At 49.2% G+C, this 16,909-nt stretch carries 19 protein-coding genes; all 19 read left to right on the top strand.

Annotated elements, in window-relative coordinates; translation table 11 throughout:
- Positions 1-924: 924 nt before the first annotated feature.
- Positions 925-3,039 (top strand): ATP-dependent helicase ComFA, encoded by a 2,115-nt coding sequence (locus ACZF99_RS24000; RefSeq protein WP_483607400.1) that lies wholly within the window; start codon positions 925-927, stop codon positions 3,037-3,039.
- 2 nt (positions 3,040-3,041) lie between these two features.
- A complete protein-coding gene (locus ACZF99_RS23995; protein WP_483607399.1) occupies positions 3,042-4,340 on the top strand; it encodes a hypothetical protein in 1,299 nt (432 codons plus the stop codon).
- A gap of 115 nt (positions 4,341-4,455) precedes the next feature.
- Positions 4,456-4,875, top strand: coding sequence for a TIGR03826 family flagellar region protein (locus ACZF99_RS23990; protein WP_483612936.1), 420 nt, complete (start codon positions 4,456-4,458; stop codon positions 4,873-4,875).
- Positions 4,876-5,004: 129 nt separating this feature from the next.
- Positions 5,005-5,292, top strand: coding sequence for a flagellar biosynthesis anti-sigma factor FlgM (gene flgM / locus ACZF99_RS23985; RefSeq protein ID WP_483607398.1), 288 nt, complete (start codon positions 5,005-5,007; stop codon positions 5,290-5,292).
- A 9-nt stretch (positions 5,293-5,301) separates the two neighbouring features.
- Positions 5,302-5,802, top strand: a complete 501-nt coding sequence (locus tag ACZF99_RS23980; protein WP_483607397.1) for a flagellar protein FlgN — start codon at positions 5,302-5,304, stop codon at positions 5,800-5,802.
- An 18-nt stretch (positions 5,803-5,820) separates the two neighbouring features.
- Positions 5,821-7,419 (top strand): flagellar hook-associated protein FlgK, encoded by a 1,599-nt coding sequence (gene flgK, locus ACZF99_RS23975; protein WP_483607396.1) that lies wholly within the window; start codon positions 5,821-5,823, stop codon positions 7,417-7,419.
- Positions 7,420-7,433: 14 nt separating this feature from the next.
- Positions 7,434-8,363: a flagellar hook-associated protein FlgL gene (gene flgL, locus ACZF99_RS23970; RefSeq protein ID WP_483607395.1), complete on the top strand. Its 930-nt coding sequence runs from the start codon at positions 7,434-7,436 to the stop codon at positions 8,361-8,363.
- 18 nt (positions 8,364-8,381) lie between these two features.
- Positions 8,382-8,945, top strand: coding sequence for a DUF6470 family protein (locus tag ACZF99_RS23965; protein ID WP_483607394.1), 564 nt, complete (start codon positions 8,382-8,384; stop codon positions 8,943-8,945).
- A gap of 94 nt (positions 8,946-9,039) precedes the next feature.
- The gene (gene fliW, locus ACZF99_RS23960; protein WP_483607393.1) at positions 9,040-9,489 is read left to right on the top strand and encodes a flagellar assembly protein FliW; all 450 of its coding nucleotides are present in this window, start codon (positions 9,040-9,042) and stop codon (positions 9,487-9,489) included.
- Positions 9,490-9,723, top strand: a complete 234-nt coding sequence (csrA, locus tag ACZF99_RS23955) for a carbon storage regulator CsrA (protein ID WP_483607392.1) — start codon at positions 9,490-9,492, stop codon at positions 9,721-9,723. It abuts the gene before it with no gap.
- Between the two features lie 150 nt (positions 9,724-9,873).
- A complete protein-coding gene (locus ACZF99_RS23950; protein WP_483607391.1) occupies positions 9,874-11,145 on the top strand; it encodes a flagellin N-terminal helical domain-containing protein in 1,272 nt (423 codons plus the stop codon).
- Between the two features lie 72 nt (positions 11,146-11,217).
- A complete protein-coding gene (locus ACZF99_RS23945; protein WP_483607390.1) occupies positions 11,218-11,574 on the top strand; it encodes a DUF8042 domain-containing protein in 357 nt (118 codons plus the stop codon).
- A 123-nt stretch (positions 11,575-11,697) separates the two neighbouring features.
- Positions 11,698-12,936 (top strand): flagellin lysine-N-methylase, encoded by a 1,239-nt coding sequence (gene fliB, locus ACZF99_RS23940; RefSeq protein ID WP_483607389.1) that lies wholly within the window; start codon positions 11,698-11,700, stop codon positions 12,934-12,936.
- 81 nt (positions 12,937-13,017) lie between these two features.
- On the top strand, positions 13,018-13,404 hold the full coding sequence (locus ACZF99_RS23935; RefSeq protein ID WP_483607388.1) for a flagellar protein FlaG: 387 nt from the start codon (positions 13,018-13,020) through the stop codon (positions 13,402-13,404).
- A gap of 25 nt (positions 13,405-13,429) precedes the next feature.
- The gene (gene fliD / locus ACZF99_RS23930; protein ID WP_483607387.1) at positions 13,430-14,905 is read left to right on the top strand and encodes a flagellar filament capping protein FliD; all 1,476 of its coding nucleotides are present in this window, start codon (positions 13,430-13,432) and stop codon (positions 14,903-14,905) included.
- 24 nt (positions 14,906-14,929) lie between these two features.
- The gene (gene fliS / locus ACZF99_RS23925; RefSeq protein WP_483607386.1) at positions 14,930-15,316 is read left to right on the top strand and encodes a flagellar export chaperone FliS; all 387 of its coding nucleotides are present in this window, start codon (positions 14,930-14,932) and stop codon (positions 15,314-15,316) included.
- On the top strand, positions 15,309-15,644 hold the full coding sequence (fliT, locus tag ACZF99_RS23920; RefSeq protein ID WP_483607385.1) for a flagellar protein FliT: 336 nt from the start codon (positions 15,309-15,311) through the stop codon (positions 15,642-15,644). Before fliS ends, fliT begins: the two co-directional genes overlap by 8 nt.
- A gap of 303 nt (positions 15,645-15,947) precedes the next feature.
- The gene (locus ACZF99_RS23915) at positions 15,948-16,145 is read left to right on the top strand and encodes a cold-shock protein (protein ID WP_007132290.1); all 198 of its coding nucleotides are present in this window, start codon (positions 15,948-15,950) and stop codon (positions 16,143-16,145) included.
- A 136-nt stretch (positions 16,146-16,281) separates the two neighbouring features.
- Complete coding sequence (locus ACZF99_RS23910) at positions 16,282-16,794, top strand: VanZ family protein (RefSeq protein ID WP_483607384.1); 513 nt, start codon at positions 16,282-16,284, stop codon at positions 16,792-16,794.
- Positions 16,795-16,909 lie beyond the last annotated feature (115 nt).

The raw sequence follows: 16,909 nt of genomic DNA, 5'->3' as shown, positions 1-16,909 counted from the left end.
TAACGGTCGCATAGTTCCAGTAACACTGAATTGCTATGGAGTGCTTGCATTGGGGGGCTGGAGCTGTTTGGGAGGAATGAGAGGGAGCGGAATGATGAGGTATGGGGAGCTTGAGGCGGGGTGGCTTAGGCAGCGTGGTTAAAGGGAACGGCCTAGGTTAGTAGGGTGGGGAGTAATTAGTAATGAGCTATGGGGGAGGGAGTGATGAGTACGCAGTACGGAGTAGGGAGCAATGAGCGGGGACTAATGAGTAATGGATGATGTGTATGGAGTAAGTAATGTGGCATGAGATCGGGATGAGGGAAGTGACATCATGGCGAAGGAGTAGCGAGAGTAATGGGAGGTGTTGGAGATGTGGAAGGCTGGGGATGCAGGTTGTATATGAGGAGGATGAGAGAGGTGGCTAGTGGAATAGAGGCAGATGACAAGAATCAGAGGAGTAGGGGCGAAGGCATTCGAGAGTGGGGGCGGTGCTAACGGAACTCAGAGGCGTTATTTACTTAGGATTATGGGGATTCAAAACGTAACGGAACGAGAAGACCTTATTTGCGTCGAAGCAGGAGGTTCCACCTGTTTTGGAGCTGAATAAGGTCTGTAGGTTCCGTTACATTGGGAAATAGCCGGGAAATAGGCAAATAAGGTCTCGCAGTTCCGTTAAAGTCTCCACATGATGAAAGGTTCCACATGATGATTAGCCAAATCAAGTTGCCCGTTGGCGTTGCCCGGCGGCGTTGCTCGGGGGCGGCGGGAAGCCCTTCGTAGGGATGGTTTTTCGGGGACAAGATCCGACATCGGATGCGAGTAATTTGGTGAAAGAAGTCGAAGAAACGGAGCAAAAAAGAATTTCCAAAAAACAATGGTCATAAAAAGAGGAATTATCCGAAAATTGTTGAAATATGGATGAAGCTCCTAAAAAATAGGAAGATGGTGGGAGATTTGAAGGGTGGTTTATATGCCATAAGAACTAGATCAAGTTGGCAATTGCGAATTAGTTTGGATTTGCGTGTTGATTTGTTTTGGTGGATGGGCAGAGGCGCCCATGCCATTTACTTGTTGTCGGAGGGATTGCCGCTAGGTTGGGCCGTTGAGGTTAGGGACCGTTTCAAGCCACTAAACGAGATGGATCGGTGGTCGTTGCACGAATGGGACCACCTGCTGAAGCGGGAACTGCAGGAGGAATTGCGGGCGGAGGCGCGGTTGGCGACTTCGGGAGAACTGCGGTTGGGGGATTCAGGTCAGGCGCTGGATGAGACTTCTTTATTGGGCGAGCTTCGGGGATGGTTGTGGAAGGACGGCCTGGTGACGGAGTTGGGACAGGCAGTCATGAGGAAAGAGGGGGCAAGGATGGAAGGAAATGGATTGCAACCACTGGAGAGGGAGACGGAGATTGCTGTGGGGGCGGGAAAAGAGTTTGGCGCATCGGGAGAAAACGGAATATCGAACGTGGATGGCGTGTGGGATATGGGGACGGCGGCAGCGGCGCAGCGCCTTGCGGCTGCGCTGGAGGGCCGCTCGCTGCTGGAGGCGGAGCTCCAGCAGCTGCTGGCGGAACGCCTGCCGGGCCTTGCCCCGGCCTGGCGTTCCGCCGTCCAGCACGCGCACCTGCAGGGGCGCGTGCAGCTCACGGCGGGCGTGGCCCCCGCCCGCCGCGATCCGGGCCCGCGCTGGCGCCGGGCCCGGGCCCCACGCTGCCGGCGCTGCGGCAGCGAAGTGCACCGCCGCACGCCCTGCGGGTCGTGCGGCTCCCGCGGCTGCGCCTACTGCGAGGCGTGCCTCGCGCTCGGGCGCAGCCGCTCCTGCGCGCTGCTGCTGCGCGGCAGCAGCGCGGGGGCCGTGCCGCCTGCCGCTGCGGGCGGCACGGCGGCGGGTCTGGCCCCCACCGGGTTCCTGCTGGACCGGTGGGGGCTGAGCCCCGCCCAGCGCAGCGCGGCGGGGGAGGCGCTGCGCTTCCTGGCGCAAGCGCAGGAAGCTGCCCTGTCCCCGGCGGCGCCCCGCGCCGGCTTCCCCACCTCCCGGCGCCGCAAGGATACGATTGCCCGACCGCCCCGCTTCCTGCTCTGGGCCGTGACCGGGGCCGGCAAAACCGAGATGATCTTCCCTTTGCTGCGCTACGCGTTGGACCGCGGGGGCCGGGTGCTGGTCGCTACGCCTCGCCGCGACGTCGTACTGGAGCTGGCGCCGCGGGTAGCGAAAGCTTTTCCCGACGAGCCCCTGGCCGTCTTGTACGGCGGGAGCCCGCAGCGCTGGGAAGAGGCACGGTTGATCCTGGCCACAACCCATCAACTGCTGCGATTCCATCGGGCGTTTGATTTGGTTGTGATCGACGAACTGGATGCGTTCCCGTTCCACAACGATCCGATGCTGGGCTACGCGGCGGAGGCTGCCTGCAAGCCGGAAGGCCGGTTCATCTTCCTGTCCGCAACGCCACCCTTACGTTTGCAAAAGGAGATCCGTGCCGGCCGGCTGCCTCACGCCAAAGTTCCGGCGCGGTATCACGGCTGCCCGTTGCCGGTTCCGGAACGGGTCACGACGGCAAGCGTGGAGCTCTGCCTGCGCCGCCATTCCCTGCCGCCCGCTTTGCTGCACCCTCTTCGCCACTCGGTTCGGCGCGGGGCGCAGATCTTTATCTTTGTGACGCGAATTCGTCAGATTGCGGCATACTCCCAGCTTCTGCGCTCTTATTTTCCAGGGATCCGAATTGAAGGAACCTCCTCCGAGGATCCGGCCCGGGCCGAGAAAGTGCTGGCTTTCCGGGAAAGGCACATTCGAATGCTGGTGACGACGACGATCCTGGAGCGCGGCGTGACCGTGCCCCAAAGCGATGTATACATAGTAGACGCGGACAGCGACTTGTTCGATGAAGCCTCCTTGGTGCAGATGGCCGGGAGAGCCGGGCGTTCCCAGGACGACCCGAACGGAAAAGTCGTGTTTGCCGCCCCGGTATGGACGAGATCGCAGCGAGGCGCTATCCGGCAAATCCGGATGATGAACGCCGCTGCTCATAAAAACGGGTTTTTGAAGGTAAAGGAGGGTCAATAAAAATGATGAAGTCATCCCAGAGTGTTGCGAGTAACGGGGCCCGGGTGCGAAGCCGCAATTGGAACCGGGCGACAACGCCCCGGATTCCCCGGCAAATTCCCTGTGACCTGTGCGGAGGCAGGCTCCTCCCGGGGCAAGCGGACGGTGATACGAATGCCAAAATCAGGCCGATTCCCGAGCAGGCCCTTCGGACGGTGCGGCCAATTTCGGCGAAAAAAGGGGGGCATACGGCAGTTGACGTCCATTCTGAGGATGACTTCTCATCAAACTTTTTGTTCTCAAGCACCTACCGGCTTTATGAGGGACGCCCATTTTCTTGGACCAGCTTGTTTTCTCCGCTGCATCAACTGCTTGCTCCGCCCGCCATCCCTTGCTTAACTTGCGGCAAAACGATTTCCGATCGCGTGCGGGGCTACCCGGAAATTTGCTTGTCCTGCTATATCTCGATCCCTTGGATCCAAAGCCTCCGCTGCCGGATCTGCGGTCGTCAGGTGGGCTGTCCGGACTGCACGCGGACGGGACAGGCTCCCCGCAGCTTCGTGATAAATCGAAGCGCCGTCGCTTACAGCCCGGCGATGCGCGAGTGGCTTGCCCAGTACAAATACCGCGGGAACGAAGCGTACGGCACCGTTCTGGCCCGCATGACGGGAGCGGCATACCGGCGGATGATCAAAGAACTGGATGAAGCCGGCATTCCCGGCAATGGAAACGGAGCCCCCTTTCGTTTCCACGCGGTGACCGCTGTTCCGATCAGCAGCGACCGCATGCAGGAACGGGGGTTTAATCAAGCCGCCCGGTTGGCCTATGGTGCTGCGTCGGCAGGCCGTATTCCCCTGCTGAATCTGCTGGAACGTTCCCGGCATACCGAAAAACAAAGCTTCAAGACCCGCTGGGAGCGGATGCACGACCTGCACGATGTTTTTCGGCCGACCGCCCAGGCTGCGGAGAAGCTGTCGGCAGCAGTAAACGTGGTAAAGCGGAATCGAGGCAGAAGCGCATCCTCGAATTGGGCACTCCCCTGGTTCGGAGCGGCTTCATGGGAGGGGGCTTCCCCACTCCTGGGGGCTCGCGTTCTCCCGGCTGCGGCGGAGAGAACAGTCACAAGAGCTCAGGCCGGGGGAACGGATCCCTTTTCTCGAATCCTGCCTGCTCCTTCTCCCGAGCCGGTGCGCTTATTGTTGGTCGATGACGTATATACGACGGGAAGTACGCTGGAGGCTTGCTCCCGAACACTGCATGAGCTCTGCGGCCGAATCGGGCGACGCGCCGAAGTTTACTGCTTGACCTGGGCCCGATCTTAACCTGATTTCTTACAAAATTCTGCATTTTCGTTGACAAACATATAGACGAACCCCTCATAAATAGGGTAATCTAGCATCAAATGATGATTTGACGAAAGGACGTAAGAGCATGGGGTTGAATCTTGCGAATTGTCCACGTTGCGGCAAATTGTTCGCCAACAATTTCAGAGACATTTGTCCTTCTTGCATCAAAGAAATTGAGGAAGAGTACGAAAAATGCCTGAAATATTTGCGTGACGAGAAAATGGCCACGATCCAGGAAGTACATGAAGCAACAGGCGTTTCGATTCGACAAATAACCAAATTTATTAAAGAAGGACGCATATCCGTTGCGAATAACCCCAACATGATGTATCCCTGCGAAGTCTGCGGTGTTCTCATTCGGGATGGGAATATGTGTGATTCCTGTCGCGCTCGTCTTACGCGTGATTTGAACGCCGCCATGAAAGAGGAAGCTTCGAAAAAATTGGGACCGGACGATAGGGGCGGAAGCGGAGCATACAGCGCCGTCGACAAATTCCGTAGTCCCAAATGACTAAAACCCTGATGCTTTGGCATAATATTCTTAAACAACCAATGCTTCGCTATTAAAAATAATTTCAGTGCCGCCGATAAACTTAGTAAAGATTATCGGCTTTTTCTATTTGGAAGGAAGGTGAAACCCATGAAAATCAATGAAACCGGACGGGTTGGAGCCATCAATAACTATCAGCGCCAATTTGAATCTCAACGTAAAGATACAGATAGCAAAGCTCGCCGCAAAGATGAAGTTTCGATTTCTGCGGAAGCGAAGGAACTGCTGAAGGCACAGGAGGTCGGATTCAATCCCGAGCGGACTGAGCGGATCGAGGAGTTGAAGACGCAAGTCTCCTCGGGAACCTATCACGTGGAAGCGGGCAAAATCGCCGACAAGCTTGCTCCGTACTTCAAGTCTCTTCTGAACGAGAAATAGGGGGCGGCTATGGCGATACAACGACTGATTGAGGCCTTGAATCAACTGGATGATGTCCATCAAACCATGCTAGCGTCGGGACAGGCCAAGAAGGAAGCCATCATGAAGGATGACATCGAGTCCTTGATTCAAATTATGAATCAGGAATCCCGGGTGATGAAGCGGATTGCCGCTCTGGAGGAGGAGCGGGGCGCCGCCTGCCAAGCATTTTTGCAGGAGAAGGGAATCAAGTCGGCGCTTAATCTGACGATTACGGAACTAGCTCGACTTGTGTTTGATCCGGAAGAGAAGAAGGCTTTGCTTGAGGCACAATCGATGCTTTCGATGACGCTGGACAATCTGAAGCGCGTGAACGATCTGAACCAAACGCTGTTGGCACAATCGCTGACCTTCATCGATTTTTCACTGGCACTCTTAGGCGGTGAGCCTGCGTCCGAGGCAACTTATCAACATCCGTCGGATAAATCCGGCACAGGGCCAATAACAGGTCTGTTTGATGCACGTGCATAATGAATACGGGAGGTTCTTATGGCATCTACTTTTCATTCTATAGAGACGGCAAAACGGAGCTTATTCACGCAAACTGCGGCTTTAAATACGACAGGCCATAATATAGCGAACGCCAACACTGCGGGTTATTCCCGGCAAGTAGTGAATATGCAGGCTTCTCGTCCGATAGAGGCGTATGGCATAAACAGGTCAACTTCCCCAGGTCAGTTGGGGACAGGGGTTGAATTTTCATCGATAACTCGGATCAGGCAGACTTTCCTCGATAGAGAATATCGTGGGGAAGCCAGCGCCCAAGGGACTTGGGACATTCAGGCAGATACTCTATCTAAACTCGAAGGGATCTTGAACGAACCTTCCGATACGGGTCTGCGGACCGTTATGGATAACTTCTGGAGCGCTTGGTCCGACCTTAGCAAGGATCCCGAAAGTGTGACGGCGAGAAAGATCGTTATAGAGCGTGCTCAGGCTTTAACCGATGCATTGAACTATATGAGTCGGCAATTGGACAATTTAAGTACGGATCTTACGGCTAATGTGGCGGCCAAAGAAAGCGAAGTTTTAACTTATTTATCCTCCATCAATGACTTGAATCAATCCATTCTGCGTATTGAAAGTTTGGGGGATAATGCAAACGACTTACGAGATCAGCGAGATTTACTGACCGATAAATTATCCCGAATCATTAATGTTACGGTTACCGAAGGGGAGCAGGGGTACAATATTACGATGGGGAATACGCCGCTGCTTCAGGATGGACAGATCTTGGTACAGGCATCGCCCCCGGATAATCCGACCTCTTCATTTCTATTTCAAGGATTTGCTGCCGGAAGCCTGACCGGTGGGGAAGTCCATGGTATGATTCTGTCTCGTGACCAATATGTCGCGGAATATAAGACAATGCTTAATAACCTGACCAATACCATGATGAACGGGCGTATAGAGGATGTGCCCGTCCCGGCAGGGTCCATGTTGCCTGAAGGCGTTGTAGTCAAGAAAGATACTACAGTAACCGTCAACGGGACAGCCCAGTTGGTACCTGCGGGAACGCCGCTTCCGGCAAATTCTACCTTGGTAACGGATACGATGATTGATGTCCTGGGCATAAACGGAGTCCACCAATTAGGCTTCACGATAGATGGGACGACAAATCGAGGACTTCCGTTTTTCACGGGAACCGACGCTGGAACCATCAAGTTAAATCCGCTACTGATGGATAATCCCAACTTGATTGCAACCTCGTTACGCGCGGAAGGCGGCGGAAATAATCAAGTTGTAGTAAAAGGGAATGGTACGTTAGCTTTGTTGTTGTCATCGCTAAATGAAGCTAAATTTACTGCCGCAGACGGAAGCAAGTCTACAATCAATTCACAGTATAGCGCAATGGTGGGAGAACTGGGGATTCAAGCCCAAGAAGCCAATCGGCAAGCGGAAAACTCGGCAATTTTGGTAACTCAGGTCGACACGCAGCGTCAATCGGTCAGCGGTGTTTCATTGGATGAAGAAATGTCCAATATGATCAAATTTCAACATGCATACAGCGCTGCAGCTCGATTTATGACAACCTTTGACCAGTTGCTCGACAAGTTGATAAACTCAACGGGCATCGTGGGTAGATAAGGGGGGATAGCGATATGATGAGAGTGACTTCCAATATGATGAATGCTCAGTTCCTACTGAATTTGAATCGCAGCGGGAATCGGATGAGTGATCTTCAAACCCAGATGTCAACTGGACGCAAAATCAACAAACCTTCGGATGACCCGGTGGGGATCACTTATTCAATGCGCTACCGGGCAGAGCTGGCTTCCAATGAGCAGTATCAGGATAACGTAGACGGGGCCCTCTCTTGGCTGGAATTCAGCGATCAAATGATCGGGCAAGTCGGAAGTATTATTCAACGTTTGAAGGAACTGACCGTTCAAGCTTCAAACTCAACGAATCCACAATCTGCCCTGGATAGTATAAAAACTGAGGTGGAACAACTTAAAGAACAGTTGATTGATATTGGAAACAGTAAGTTGAACGGAAAGTATATTTTCAACGGTCAAACTTACGATATAAAACCTTATGACTTTCCCAAGGATGCCAACAATTTATCTGATACTACATTAGCTGGCGATTTATTGACCGATTCTGGAGACATCAAATATATCGTTGGGGATAGCATTCAATTGTCGATAAATATATCTGGAAATGCTATATTCGGAAATCCTGATGAAAAAGATGGCGACCATCTATTTACGATGATTGATCGTTTGACCACCGCACTGGAGACAAGCGACTTTCCGGCGATTTCCTCCCAGTTGGATTTATTAGATTCGCGATTAGACAAAGTAATGACTGCTCGCTCTGAAATCGGGGCCAAGGTAAACCGTGTTGAGTTAATGGCTGGCCGACTTGAAAATTTAGGCATTAACTTAACCGACATGCAGTCCAAGACGGAGGATGCAGATTATGTGAAACTCATTCTACAGTCAAAGATTCAGGAGAGTATTTATAACGCATCTTTGTCGGCGGGAGCAAAAATTATTTCCACTTCGCTTGTTGATTTCTTGAGATAGAATGGGTGTGAAGCTGCCTTGAGCCATCAAATTCAAATTGTCCGACAGCCTGCAATACTCGGGTTTGAGTCGACAAGGGCGGGATTGTCCATTAAGCAGCCTCGAGGAGAATTGAATATTGAAACTTCAAGGGCTAAAATGGACATAAGACAACCTAGGCCTGAGTTGGAAATTAACCAACATGAAGCATGGAGAGCTTACAACGGGGGCACGGCTTTGGAAATGAATCGGCAGATTTATACGGAGTTGCCGGCTTTGTTCCTGGAGGCGCTTGCCAAACGCGTAGAGCAAGGCAACCGGATGGCTCAGTTCCATTTGCCGGGAAATTCGATCGCGGAGATTTATGGACAGGATTGGAAGCGCGACCCCTTTGTGGAGTTCAGGGCTCCTGCGTCTTTTGATAATGTTAGTGTTCATGTAGAACCACATCGACCGGAGATCAATATTGAACCCGTCAAACCCTTAATTACTTCAAAACAGCACAGTCCGGGGATAGAGTATAACCCCGGCTACTTAAATGTTTACGTTAAACAGTATGATTCCATTCGATTCATACCGCCGACAATCGAGTTGACAATGTAATATTTCGGACGACCGCTATAGAGGTGCATGCTACCGTCTATAGCTTTATTTTTATACCAATACGATTTCAATTTGACCTTGAGGGGCGAACGCAATGGATCTAGAAGAAGTTCAAACTGGAGTAGTTGAAGTGAGAAAAGAGCAAACTTTCAAGTTTACGAAGGGGATTCCGGGATTAGAGGAGCATACTGAATTTGCCGTGATTGACCTTCCGGATTCCCCATTTGCTTATTTGCAGTCGCTGCGGGAGAGCTCTGTTTCTTTGCTTATTGCTGATCCGTTTGTTTTCTATCCTGAGTATGAATTTGATTTACCGGAGAATGTAGTCGAGGATTTGAAGCTGGGTGCGTCTTTTCGGATATGTTGTGTACTGACGCTCAACCGCAACATTACCAATGCAACGATTAATTTACTGGCGCCGATTGTATTCAATCTTGAAAACCAAATGGCCAGACAAGTGATTCTTCATGCTACCGAGTATCAGCCCAGACACCCCCTGTGGCCGAATGAACAGAAATCTGCTGCCGCGAAGGAGGGGGAATAAATGCTGGTGTTGTCTCGGAAGAAGGGAGAAGCCGTTGTCATTCAGGATGAAATTGAGGTTACGGTGCTCGGAGTGGAAGGGGATGTAGTTAGGCTGGGGATCACTGCCCCAAGAAACGTTGAGATTTTTCGTAAGGAAGTTTATTTGTCTATTCAGGACGCTAACCGTGAGTCAACCGTAGTCACTGCCCTGGAGGTTAACGCACTTTTGGAGCACTATAAAAAAAATGATTAGTGCCTATTTTTTTTCAAAAAAACACTTCATTTCTCCCATTGACTTGACGATAAAAAAAATAGACGCTGATTTCGAGGGGCGGCCGACCTGATCGAAAACAAGCGAAACCACACGGATGTGGGACATTTAAATTTCAAGGAGGAAATACAAATGAGAATTAACCACAATATTGCGGCATTGAATACGCACCGTCAACTGGGTGCCAACACAGGCGCATCTTCCAAAAACCTGGAGAAACTGTCCTCCGGTCTTCGTATCAACCGTGCGGGCGACGACGCTGCCGGCTTGGCGATTTCCGAGAAAATGCGCGGTCAAATCCGCGGTCTGGACATGGCTCAAAAGAACGCGCAAGACGGTATCTCCCTGATTCAAACGGCTGAAGGTGCATTGACTGAAACTCACAGCATCCTGCAACGTATGCGCGAACTGGCGGTTCAATCCGCAACAGATACAAACACAGACAACGACCGTGCCAACCTGCAAAAAGAAGTTGACCAACTGGCCCAAGAATTGACTCGTATCGGTAAAGATACAGAGTTCAACACTAAGAAATTGCTCGACGGTACTTTCAGTGGAACCTTCCACATCGGCGCGAACGAAGGTCAAAACATTTCCTTGACGGTTGGCGACCTGCGTGGTCTGAGCCTGGGTGTTGTTGGTAACATTAAAAATGAGCAAACTGTTAATGTTACAGCGGCCACTGGAACCGGAGCGAAAATAGCAGACGGCACTTATAATGTTGTTGTTGATCCTGCGGATGCTGACAATGTAACGTTGCAAGATTCTGATGGTAATGTAGTAGCTACTTCTGAAGATGGTGGGTTGGTATTCAAAGGTGGAGATGGTAGTGGTACTGATGCAACCTTTACTTTCACAGAAAAGGTTGCATCTGGTCAAGTGAAGGTAGCTGGCGGTAAAGCAACAGGTACAGCAGAATATGCAAATACCGAATTGCAAGCCGGAGAATACACAGTAACAGATAAAGAAATTAAGGATTCGAATGGGAATGTATATGCTACTTCTGGTGATGGAAAAGAATTTAAAAATGTAGCTGGAGAAACCGTCCTTAATTTGACTGCTCAACTTACTTCTGGTAAGTCGCTAAATATCACTGTAGGTGGTACTGACATTTCCTCTGCTTCCACAGCAAGCAAAGCAATAACTACAATTAACTCTGCTTTGGAGACTGTATCTACAGAGCGTTCCAAGCTGGGTGCTTATCAAAACCGCCTGGAGCACACGGTTAACAACCTGGGCGCTTCCTCCGAAAACCTGTCCGCTGCTGAATCCCGGATTCGTGACGTGGATATGGCGAAGGAAATGGTTGAATTCACCAAGAACAACATCCTTACGCAAGCGGCGCAAGCGATGCTGGCACAAGCCAACCAACAACCGCAAGGCGTTCTGCAATTGCTTCGTTAAGATTTTTTTGCAGGGAAGAGACCTTAGAGTTTCTAAGGTCTCTTTTTTCATATTTAAAAAGTAGGGGATGTTATGGAAGAATATGTAGAAGTAATGCGAAGATCGGTTGAATTGGCAGAGACATGTATGGAGGGACTTTATCACATTCGGGCAAGGATACAAGAAGGGATGTTTGAAGAGACGATGTACTTGTTTGAGGACATCATTTACGGCTACTGTCAGATTGCAGAGTTTTTGCCGGCTCTGGACTCTTTTTTAGCGGATGATCGGCTTGGTGTAATCACTTGTGAAATAGAGGAAGCTCTGCACAGCATGTTAACTGCTTATGAATATTGCGATATTAATAAAGCTGCCTATATAGTAAATAACCAGCTAATCTCTGGTTTTCAATTTTGGAGCAGAGAATTGATGACTTTATTTTCATCTTAATTTTGTTGTAAATGTACCATCTACTCCATAAATTGCTGTGAACAATCACCTACATTATTATGGCCTACTTGCCGATAACAATTCTAAATACTATTTGCTTTCATTTTAAAGGAGAATCGTAGGATGACAAAAACTAGACCCATGTTGGTTCCGGCCTTTATGCAGCAGTTCTCCTGTATCGGCTCGGCGTGTGAGGATACCTGTTGTGCAGGATGGCAGGTAGCCATAGATCAAGCGACCTATAAAAAATATAATAAAGTCCACTCCGAGATCAAGCCATTGCTTGATAAGCATGTAAAACGGAATCGCGCCAATAAAGGGTCAGCGGATTATGCCAAAATTGCATTAACTCCGGATATGTCTTGCCCTATGCTAAATGAAGAAAAGCTTTGCAGTATTCAGCTAAAGCTGGGAGAAGAGTATTTGTCCAATGTTTGTATGACTTATCCCAGAATATCCAATATCGTAAATGGGGTGCTTGAAAAATCAGCCACAATGTCCTGTCCCGAAGCGGCTCGACTGGCTCTACTGAATCCGGACGGGATTGAATTTAACGAAACGGAAGAAGAAATTAACGTTCGTAATGCCATTAATCAACGTCTCGACACCACGGCGGCTCATGGGGAGCAGTTGGACCAGTACTTTTGGGAGTTCCGGATCTTTTCCATACAGATATTACAAAATCGGAAATATTCACTTGCTGAGCGATTGATTATTCTAGGCTTGTTTTTTCAAAAGGTCGAGCAATATATTCAGGAAAGCCGGCTTCAGGAAATTCCGCAGCTAATTGCTTCTTATACAGCATTGGCGGAGGGGGAGGGGATTTCTGATATTTTGAATGATATACCTTCGCTTTCGTCTATTCAAATGGAGTTGTTGAAGAATCTTGTCGATCAAAGAGTTAGCCGTGGACTACATAATCAACGTTATATCAGCTGCCTTTCCGAATTTATGTATGGTATCGAATATAGGAAGGGATCTTCGGTTGAAGAGATATCTGCCCGCTATCAAGCCGCTTACAACGATTATTACCAGCCTTTTATGAGCAAGCATGAATATGTATTGGAGAACTATCTTGTTAACTACATATATATTCGTCTTTTTCCGTTGGTAAGAAGTAAACAAGTATTTGAAGAGTATATTATGATGGTTATCCACTATGCCATGATCAAGATGCATCTGATTGGAATGGCCGGTTTTCATAAAGAAAATTTCAATTTGGATCATGTGATCAAATTGATTCAATCTTTTTCTAAAACGATTGAGCATAATTCTTTATATTTAAGTGATGTCAGGGAATTGCTTCGTAAACATGAATACAACTCAATGGCCTATATGGCCATTCTGATTAAAAATAACTAAAAAATCATAATGGCTTTAAGCTTTCTGTCGGTCTGGCCGATATATATAGTAATATCAATTTACGTTACCGGAGGGTTGATTATGAAACCTGAAATAACACTGTCCGGGAGAACACCTTTGGCAAACGGCACCTCGAGCTACTCCCCAGGAAGAAAGGACTATAAAGATCTAAGCCATACTCCACTCATTACGAGTGAAAATCAGGTCGTACGCCTTGAACGTCAAGGTGAGTACATTTCGGTTGGCGAAGAGCAACTGATTAAGGCGATCGACAGGGCAGTCAAGGCTCTTGAGGGTCCACACACTGTCTTTGAGGTGAGTGTGCACGAACAGACGAACTCGATTATGGTCAAGGTGTTGGATAGGGATTCAGGTCAATTGATTCGCGAAATCCCCCCTGAGAAGACGTTGGATCTTGTAGCGAAGATGATGGAGATTGCAGGAATACTGATTGATGAACGTATTTAATGTCTAGGTATAGGAGGTTAACTATATGCGAATTTCCGGACTAGCTTCCGGCATGGATATCGATAGTATGGTTCAACAGTTGATGAAGGCGCAAAGAGCGCCGCTTGATAAATTAACGCAGCAGAAGCAAACGATCGAATGGAAGCGGGATTATTATAGAGAGATCAATAGTCAATTGGTAGACTTCCGTAACAATAAATTATGGAGCTATAAGAGTAGTTCTTCAATGAACCCTTATAAGTCCGTGGTTACCGGAGATACCAACGCGATTAGTGTTAAGGCAACTTCAGCGGCGAGCCAGGTCAAGATGACGGTTGAAGTGGAACAGTTAGCAACGCAACGCTCCAAGACCAGTATAGAAAGTCTGGGAACCGGGGTCTCCAAGAAATCGACATTGAGTTCGATTGATCCAGGGGGGACAGATGATAAGTATGTACTGACGATTACGCGCCCCGGAAGTGATGCGGTAAACCTGGAGTTCTCCAAATCGGATACGATCGAGTCCGTGCTCCGTAAGATCAATAGTGATACTAAGGCTAATGTAATGGCGGTATTGGATGAAGCAACCGGGAAGATCACCCTTAAGTCTAAAGAGTACGGAAGCGAAGATGTTACGTTTGGAGGTTCATTGACGACCGCCTTTAAGTTGACAGGGGACTACGAAGGCGGAGAGAAAGCTAAGATCAAGGTAAACGGACAACCGCTTGAGTATAGCAGTAATACTTTTACGCTTAACGGGGTCGAGATTACACTTCTGGATAAGACCGAAACGGATAAGCCTGCTGTTATTGAAACCAAGACAGATGCGGACAAAATCGTTGAGACGGTAAAGTCATTCATCAAGGATTACAATGCGGTATTGGAGAAGATTAACGGGAAACTGAATGAACAACGGTATCGGGACTATTCTCCGCTAACCGATGAACAGAAAAAGGAATTGAAGGAAGATGATATTAAAAGATGGCAAGAAAAAGCACAGAGCGGCTTGCTGCGAAACGATGAGATTCTAAGCGCTACGGTATGGAACATGCGAGAGGTCATAGTGACGGCCGGTGTAGAGGGAACTTCCATCAGTTTGAGTTCGATCGGTATTACCACAGGTCAATATTACGAGAACGGTAAACTGATTCTTGATGAGCAAGGTGAGGCTAAACTGCGTAAAGCGATCGAGGACAACCCGGATCAAGTCTTGGAGATGTTTGTCGGATCAGACGGAACTGGCGGATTATTTAATAAGCTACATGATAAATTGGCGGGTTCCTTGGAAGCCATTTCCGAACGTGCCGGTACAGACAAATACTCTACTAGTCTGACTTCCGCCTATAACACCGAAAGCGTAATGGGGAAGGAATTAAAAGATGTCAATCAGCGAATTTACGACTTGCAAAGGAAGTTGACATCGATGGAGACCAGGTATTACTCCCAGTTCACGGCTATGGAGAATGCCATAAATCAGTTGAATTCACAGTCGATGAGCATTACTAATTTGCTGTCCCAGTGATTCCCCGATTAGGAGTGAAGAAAGATGATTACGTCTCCCTATGAAAAGTACCGTCAATCCTCTGTAACCACCTCTACCCCTGGCCAATTATTAATCATGCTTTATGATGGGGCAATCCGGTTTATACGCGGAGGGATCGAGGGGATACAGGAGCGGGACTTCGATAAAACCAATACTATGTTAAACAAAGCGCAAGCTATCATAAGCGAATTGATGGTCACGTTGGACTACGGCTATGCCATTTCGCAAAATTTGGCTTCACTTTACGAATATATCAATCGTCAGTTGCTCCAAGCCAATATCAAAAAGGAGGCAGCTCCTGCCGAAGAGGCTTTAGGTTATTTGCTTGATCTTCGTGAAGCATGGGTTCAGGCGGCTAAAGTGGCCGGATCTGATGGTAACCATGGATAAGCAGTTAGAGGAGCTACGGATACTGACAGAAGCTTTGCTATTGCGCCTGGATCAGGCATCTGCGGAAGAACTGTCGGATTATGTTGAGAAGCGTCAGCAAGTTCTTGATCAAATTCTCGATTCGGCTAAACAAGATTCAATGAATTCCCTTCAAAAGGATAAGTTACGAGCGATCACTCGATATGATGCGCAAATTATTCAACGTATGGAATATTACAGACAAGAAGCTTCGGATTGGCTGCAGCAGCGTAAACAGGCTAAGGCCCAGCGTAACGCGTATGAAGTTTCATATTCGCCGAACAGTATTTTAATGGATCGGCGGAAATAAAGGGCTTTATACCAAAAATATATACGAGCACACTTGTTGGCGTCCTGCAGACGCGATGGCAGTGTGTTTTTTTGTGTAAAAAGGTTTTGACAAATTTTTATGTTTCATCAGACTTATATTGTGGGTAATAAAGATCAGGAGTGATAATAAAGATCACCACTTCGACAAAACTTTACATTTTATTTACAGTAAAACCTTTTCTTTGGCAATTGACACTGGATAAGTTCGGGTGGTATAGTCAGACATGTGGGGCTTGGTTACAAGGATCACACTCTTATTTGATAATGAAGGGAATGTTAGTGCATGCAAGGTAAAGTAAAATGGTTCAACGCAGAAAAAGGCTACGGTTTCATCGAAACTGAAGAAGGCGGCGACGTATTCGTACACTTCTCCGCGATCCAATCCGAAGGCTTCAAAACGCTGGAAGAAGGCCAATCCGTCGAGTTCGAAATCGTTGAAGGCGCTCGTGGTCCACAAGCCGCTAACGTAATCAAACTGTAATCATCCCGGCAGAGCCGACCTACATATGAACGGTACGATGGTTAACAATTAAAGATTCGCTAGCAACTCCCCGGGGGAACCCGGGGTTTTCTTATGTATTCGTTTCACAAACAAATAAGCAAACGAGGTGACCCCCATGCACAACCTTCGGCCTTGGCTCCGCTGGCTGCCGGCGATCGCTTTGATGGCGATCCTTTTTGCGTTCTCATCCCAGTCGTATGAGGAGCAGTCCCTGGTGCCGGATATCGAAAAAAACACCTCGGACCAATGGATCGCCGACTGGTTCGGCGGGATCCGGTTCAGCTACGGCGGGCATGAAATCAGCGTGGAGAGCGTGGGCGGGGCGAGCTTTATCGAGTTCTTCATCCGCAAAGCGGCGCATTTCGGCAGTTATGCTCTGTTGGCGGCTCTACTCGTGTTCGCGCTAGGCGGGAATGCGCGGACCAACGGCGGACGGCGCTATGTCTACGCGGTCCTGATCGCGTTCCTTTATGCCTGCACGGACGAGTGGCATCAGAGCTTGACCCCGGGACGGACGGCGCTGGTGCAGGACGTGGTGCTGGATACGATCGGGGCGGTATGCGGCGCGGCGTTCGCGATGTTGTTGAATCGCTGGCGGGGAGCCGGAAGGCGGCGCCGTACCCTATAGGATGGGGAATGGCCGCCTAACCCGCGTTAGGATGCCGATGCCGGGCCGTTTTACGGCCCTTTAACATTTTTTACTTTGCCTTTACGCCATGGTATAATGAAGGTGCAAAGCAAAG

The sequence above is a fragment of the Paenibacillus sp. JL3B1040 genome, from assembly GCF_057063165.1.
Note: the sequence above shows the minus strand (reverse complement) of the source record. Positions and strands in the feature narration are given on the sequence as shown.

Excerpts from the sequence above, each read along its gene's own strand:
- ACZF99_RS24000 (WP_483607400.1), top strand. The coding sequence starts at position 925 with ATGGTGGGAGATTTGAAGGGTGGTTTATATGCCATAAGAACTAGATCA.
- ACZF99_RS23995 (WP_483607399.1), top strand. The coding sequence starts at position 3,042 with ATGATGAAGTCATCCCAGAGTGTTGCGAGTAACGGGGCCCGGGTGCGA.
- flgM (WP_483607398.1), top strand. The coding sequence starts at position 5,005 with ATGAAAATCAATGAAACCGGACGGGTTGGAGCCATCAATAACTATCAG.
- ACZF99_RS23980 (WP_483607397.1), top strand. The coding sequence starts at position 5,302 with ATGGCGATACAACGACTGATTGAGGCCTTGAATCAACTGGATGATGTC.
- flgK (WP_483607396.1), top strand. The coding sequence starts at position 5,821 with ATGGCATCTACTTTTCATTCTATAGAGACGGCAAAACGGAGCTTATTC.
- flgL (WP_483607395.1), top strand. The coding sequence starts at position 7,434 with ATGATGAGAGTGACTTCCAATATGATGAATGCTCAGTTCCTACTGAAT.
- fliW (WP_483607393.1), top strand. The coding sequence starts at position 9,040 with ATGGATCTAGAAGAAGTTCAAACTGGAGTAGTTGAAGTGAGAAAAGAG.
- csrA (WP_483607392.1), top strand. The coding sequence starts at position 9,490 with ATGCTGGTGTTGTCTCGGAAGAAGGGAGAAGCCGTTGTCATTCAGGAT.
- ACZF99_RS23950 (WP_483607391.1), top strand. The coding sequence starts at position 9,874 with ATGAGAATTAACCACAATATTGCGGCATTGAATACGCACCGTCAACTG.
- ACZF99_RS23945 (WP_483607390.1), top strand. The coding sequence starts at position 11,218 with ATGGAAGAATATGTAGAAGTAATGCGAAGATCGGTTGAATTGGCAGAG.
- fliB (WP_483607389.1), top strand. The coding sequence starts at position 11,698 with ATGACAAAAACTAGACCCATGTTGGTTCCGGCCTTTATGCAGCAGTTC.
- ACZF99_RS23935 (WP_483607388.1), top strand. The coding sequence starts at position 13,018 with ATGAAACCTGAAATAACACTGTCCGGGAGAACACCTTTGGCAAACGGC.
- fliD (WP_483607387.1), top strand. The coding sequence starts at position 13,430 with ATGCGAATTTCCGGACTAGCTTCCGGCATGGATATCGATAGTATGGTT.
- fliS (WP_483607386.1), top strand. The coding sequence starts at position 14,930 with ATGATTACGTCTCCCTATGAAAAGTACCGTCAATCCTCTGTAACCACC.
- fliT (WP_483607385.1), top strand. The coding sequence starts at position 15,309 with ATGGATAAGCAGTTAGAGGAGCTACGGATACTGACAGAAGCTTTGCTA.
- ACZF99_RS23915 (WP_007132290.1), top strand. The coding sequence starts at position 15,948 with ATGCAAGGTAAAGTAAAATGGTTCAACGCAGAAAAAGGCTACGGTTTC.
- ACZF99_RS23910 (WP_483607384.1), top strand. The coding sequence starts at position 16,282 with ATGCACAACCTTCGGCCTTGGCTCCGCTGGCTGCCGGCGATCGCTTTG.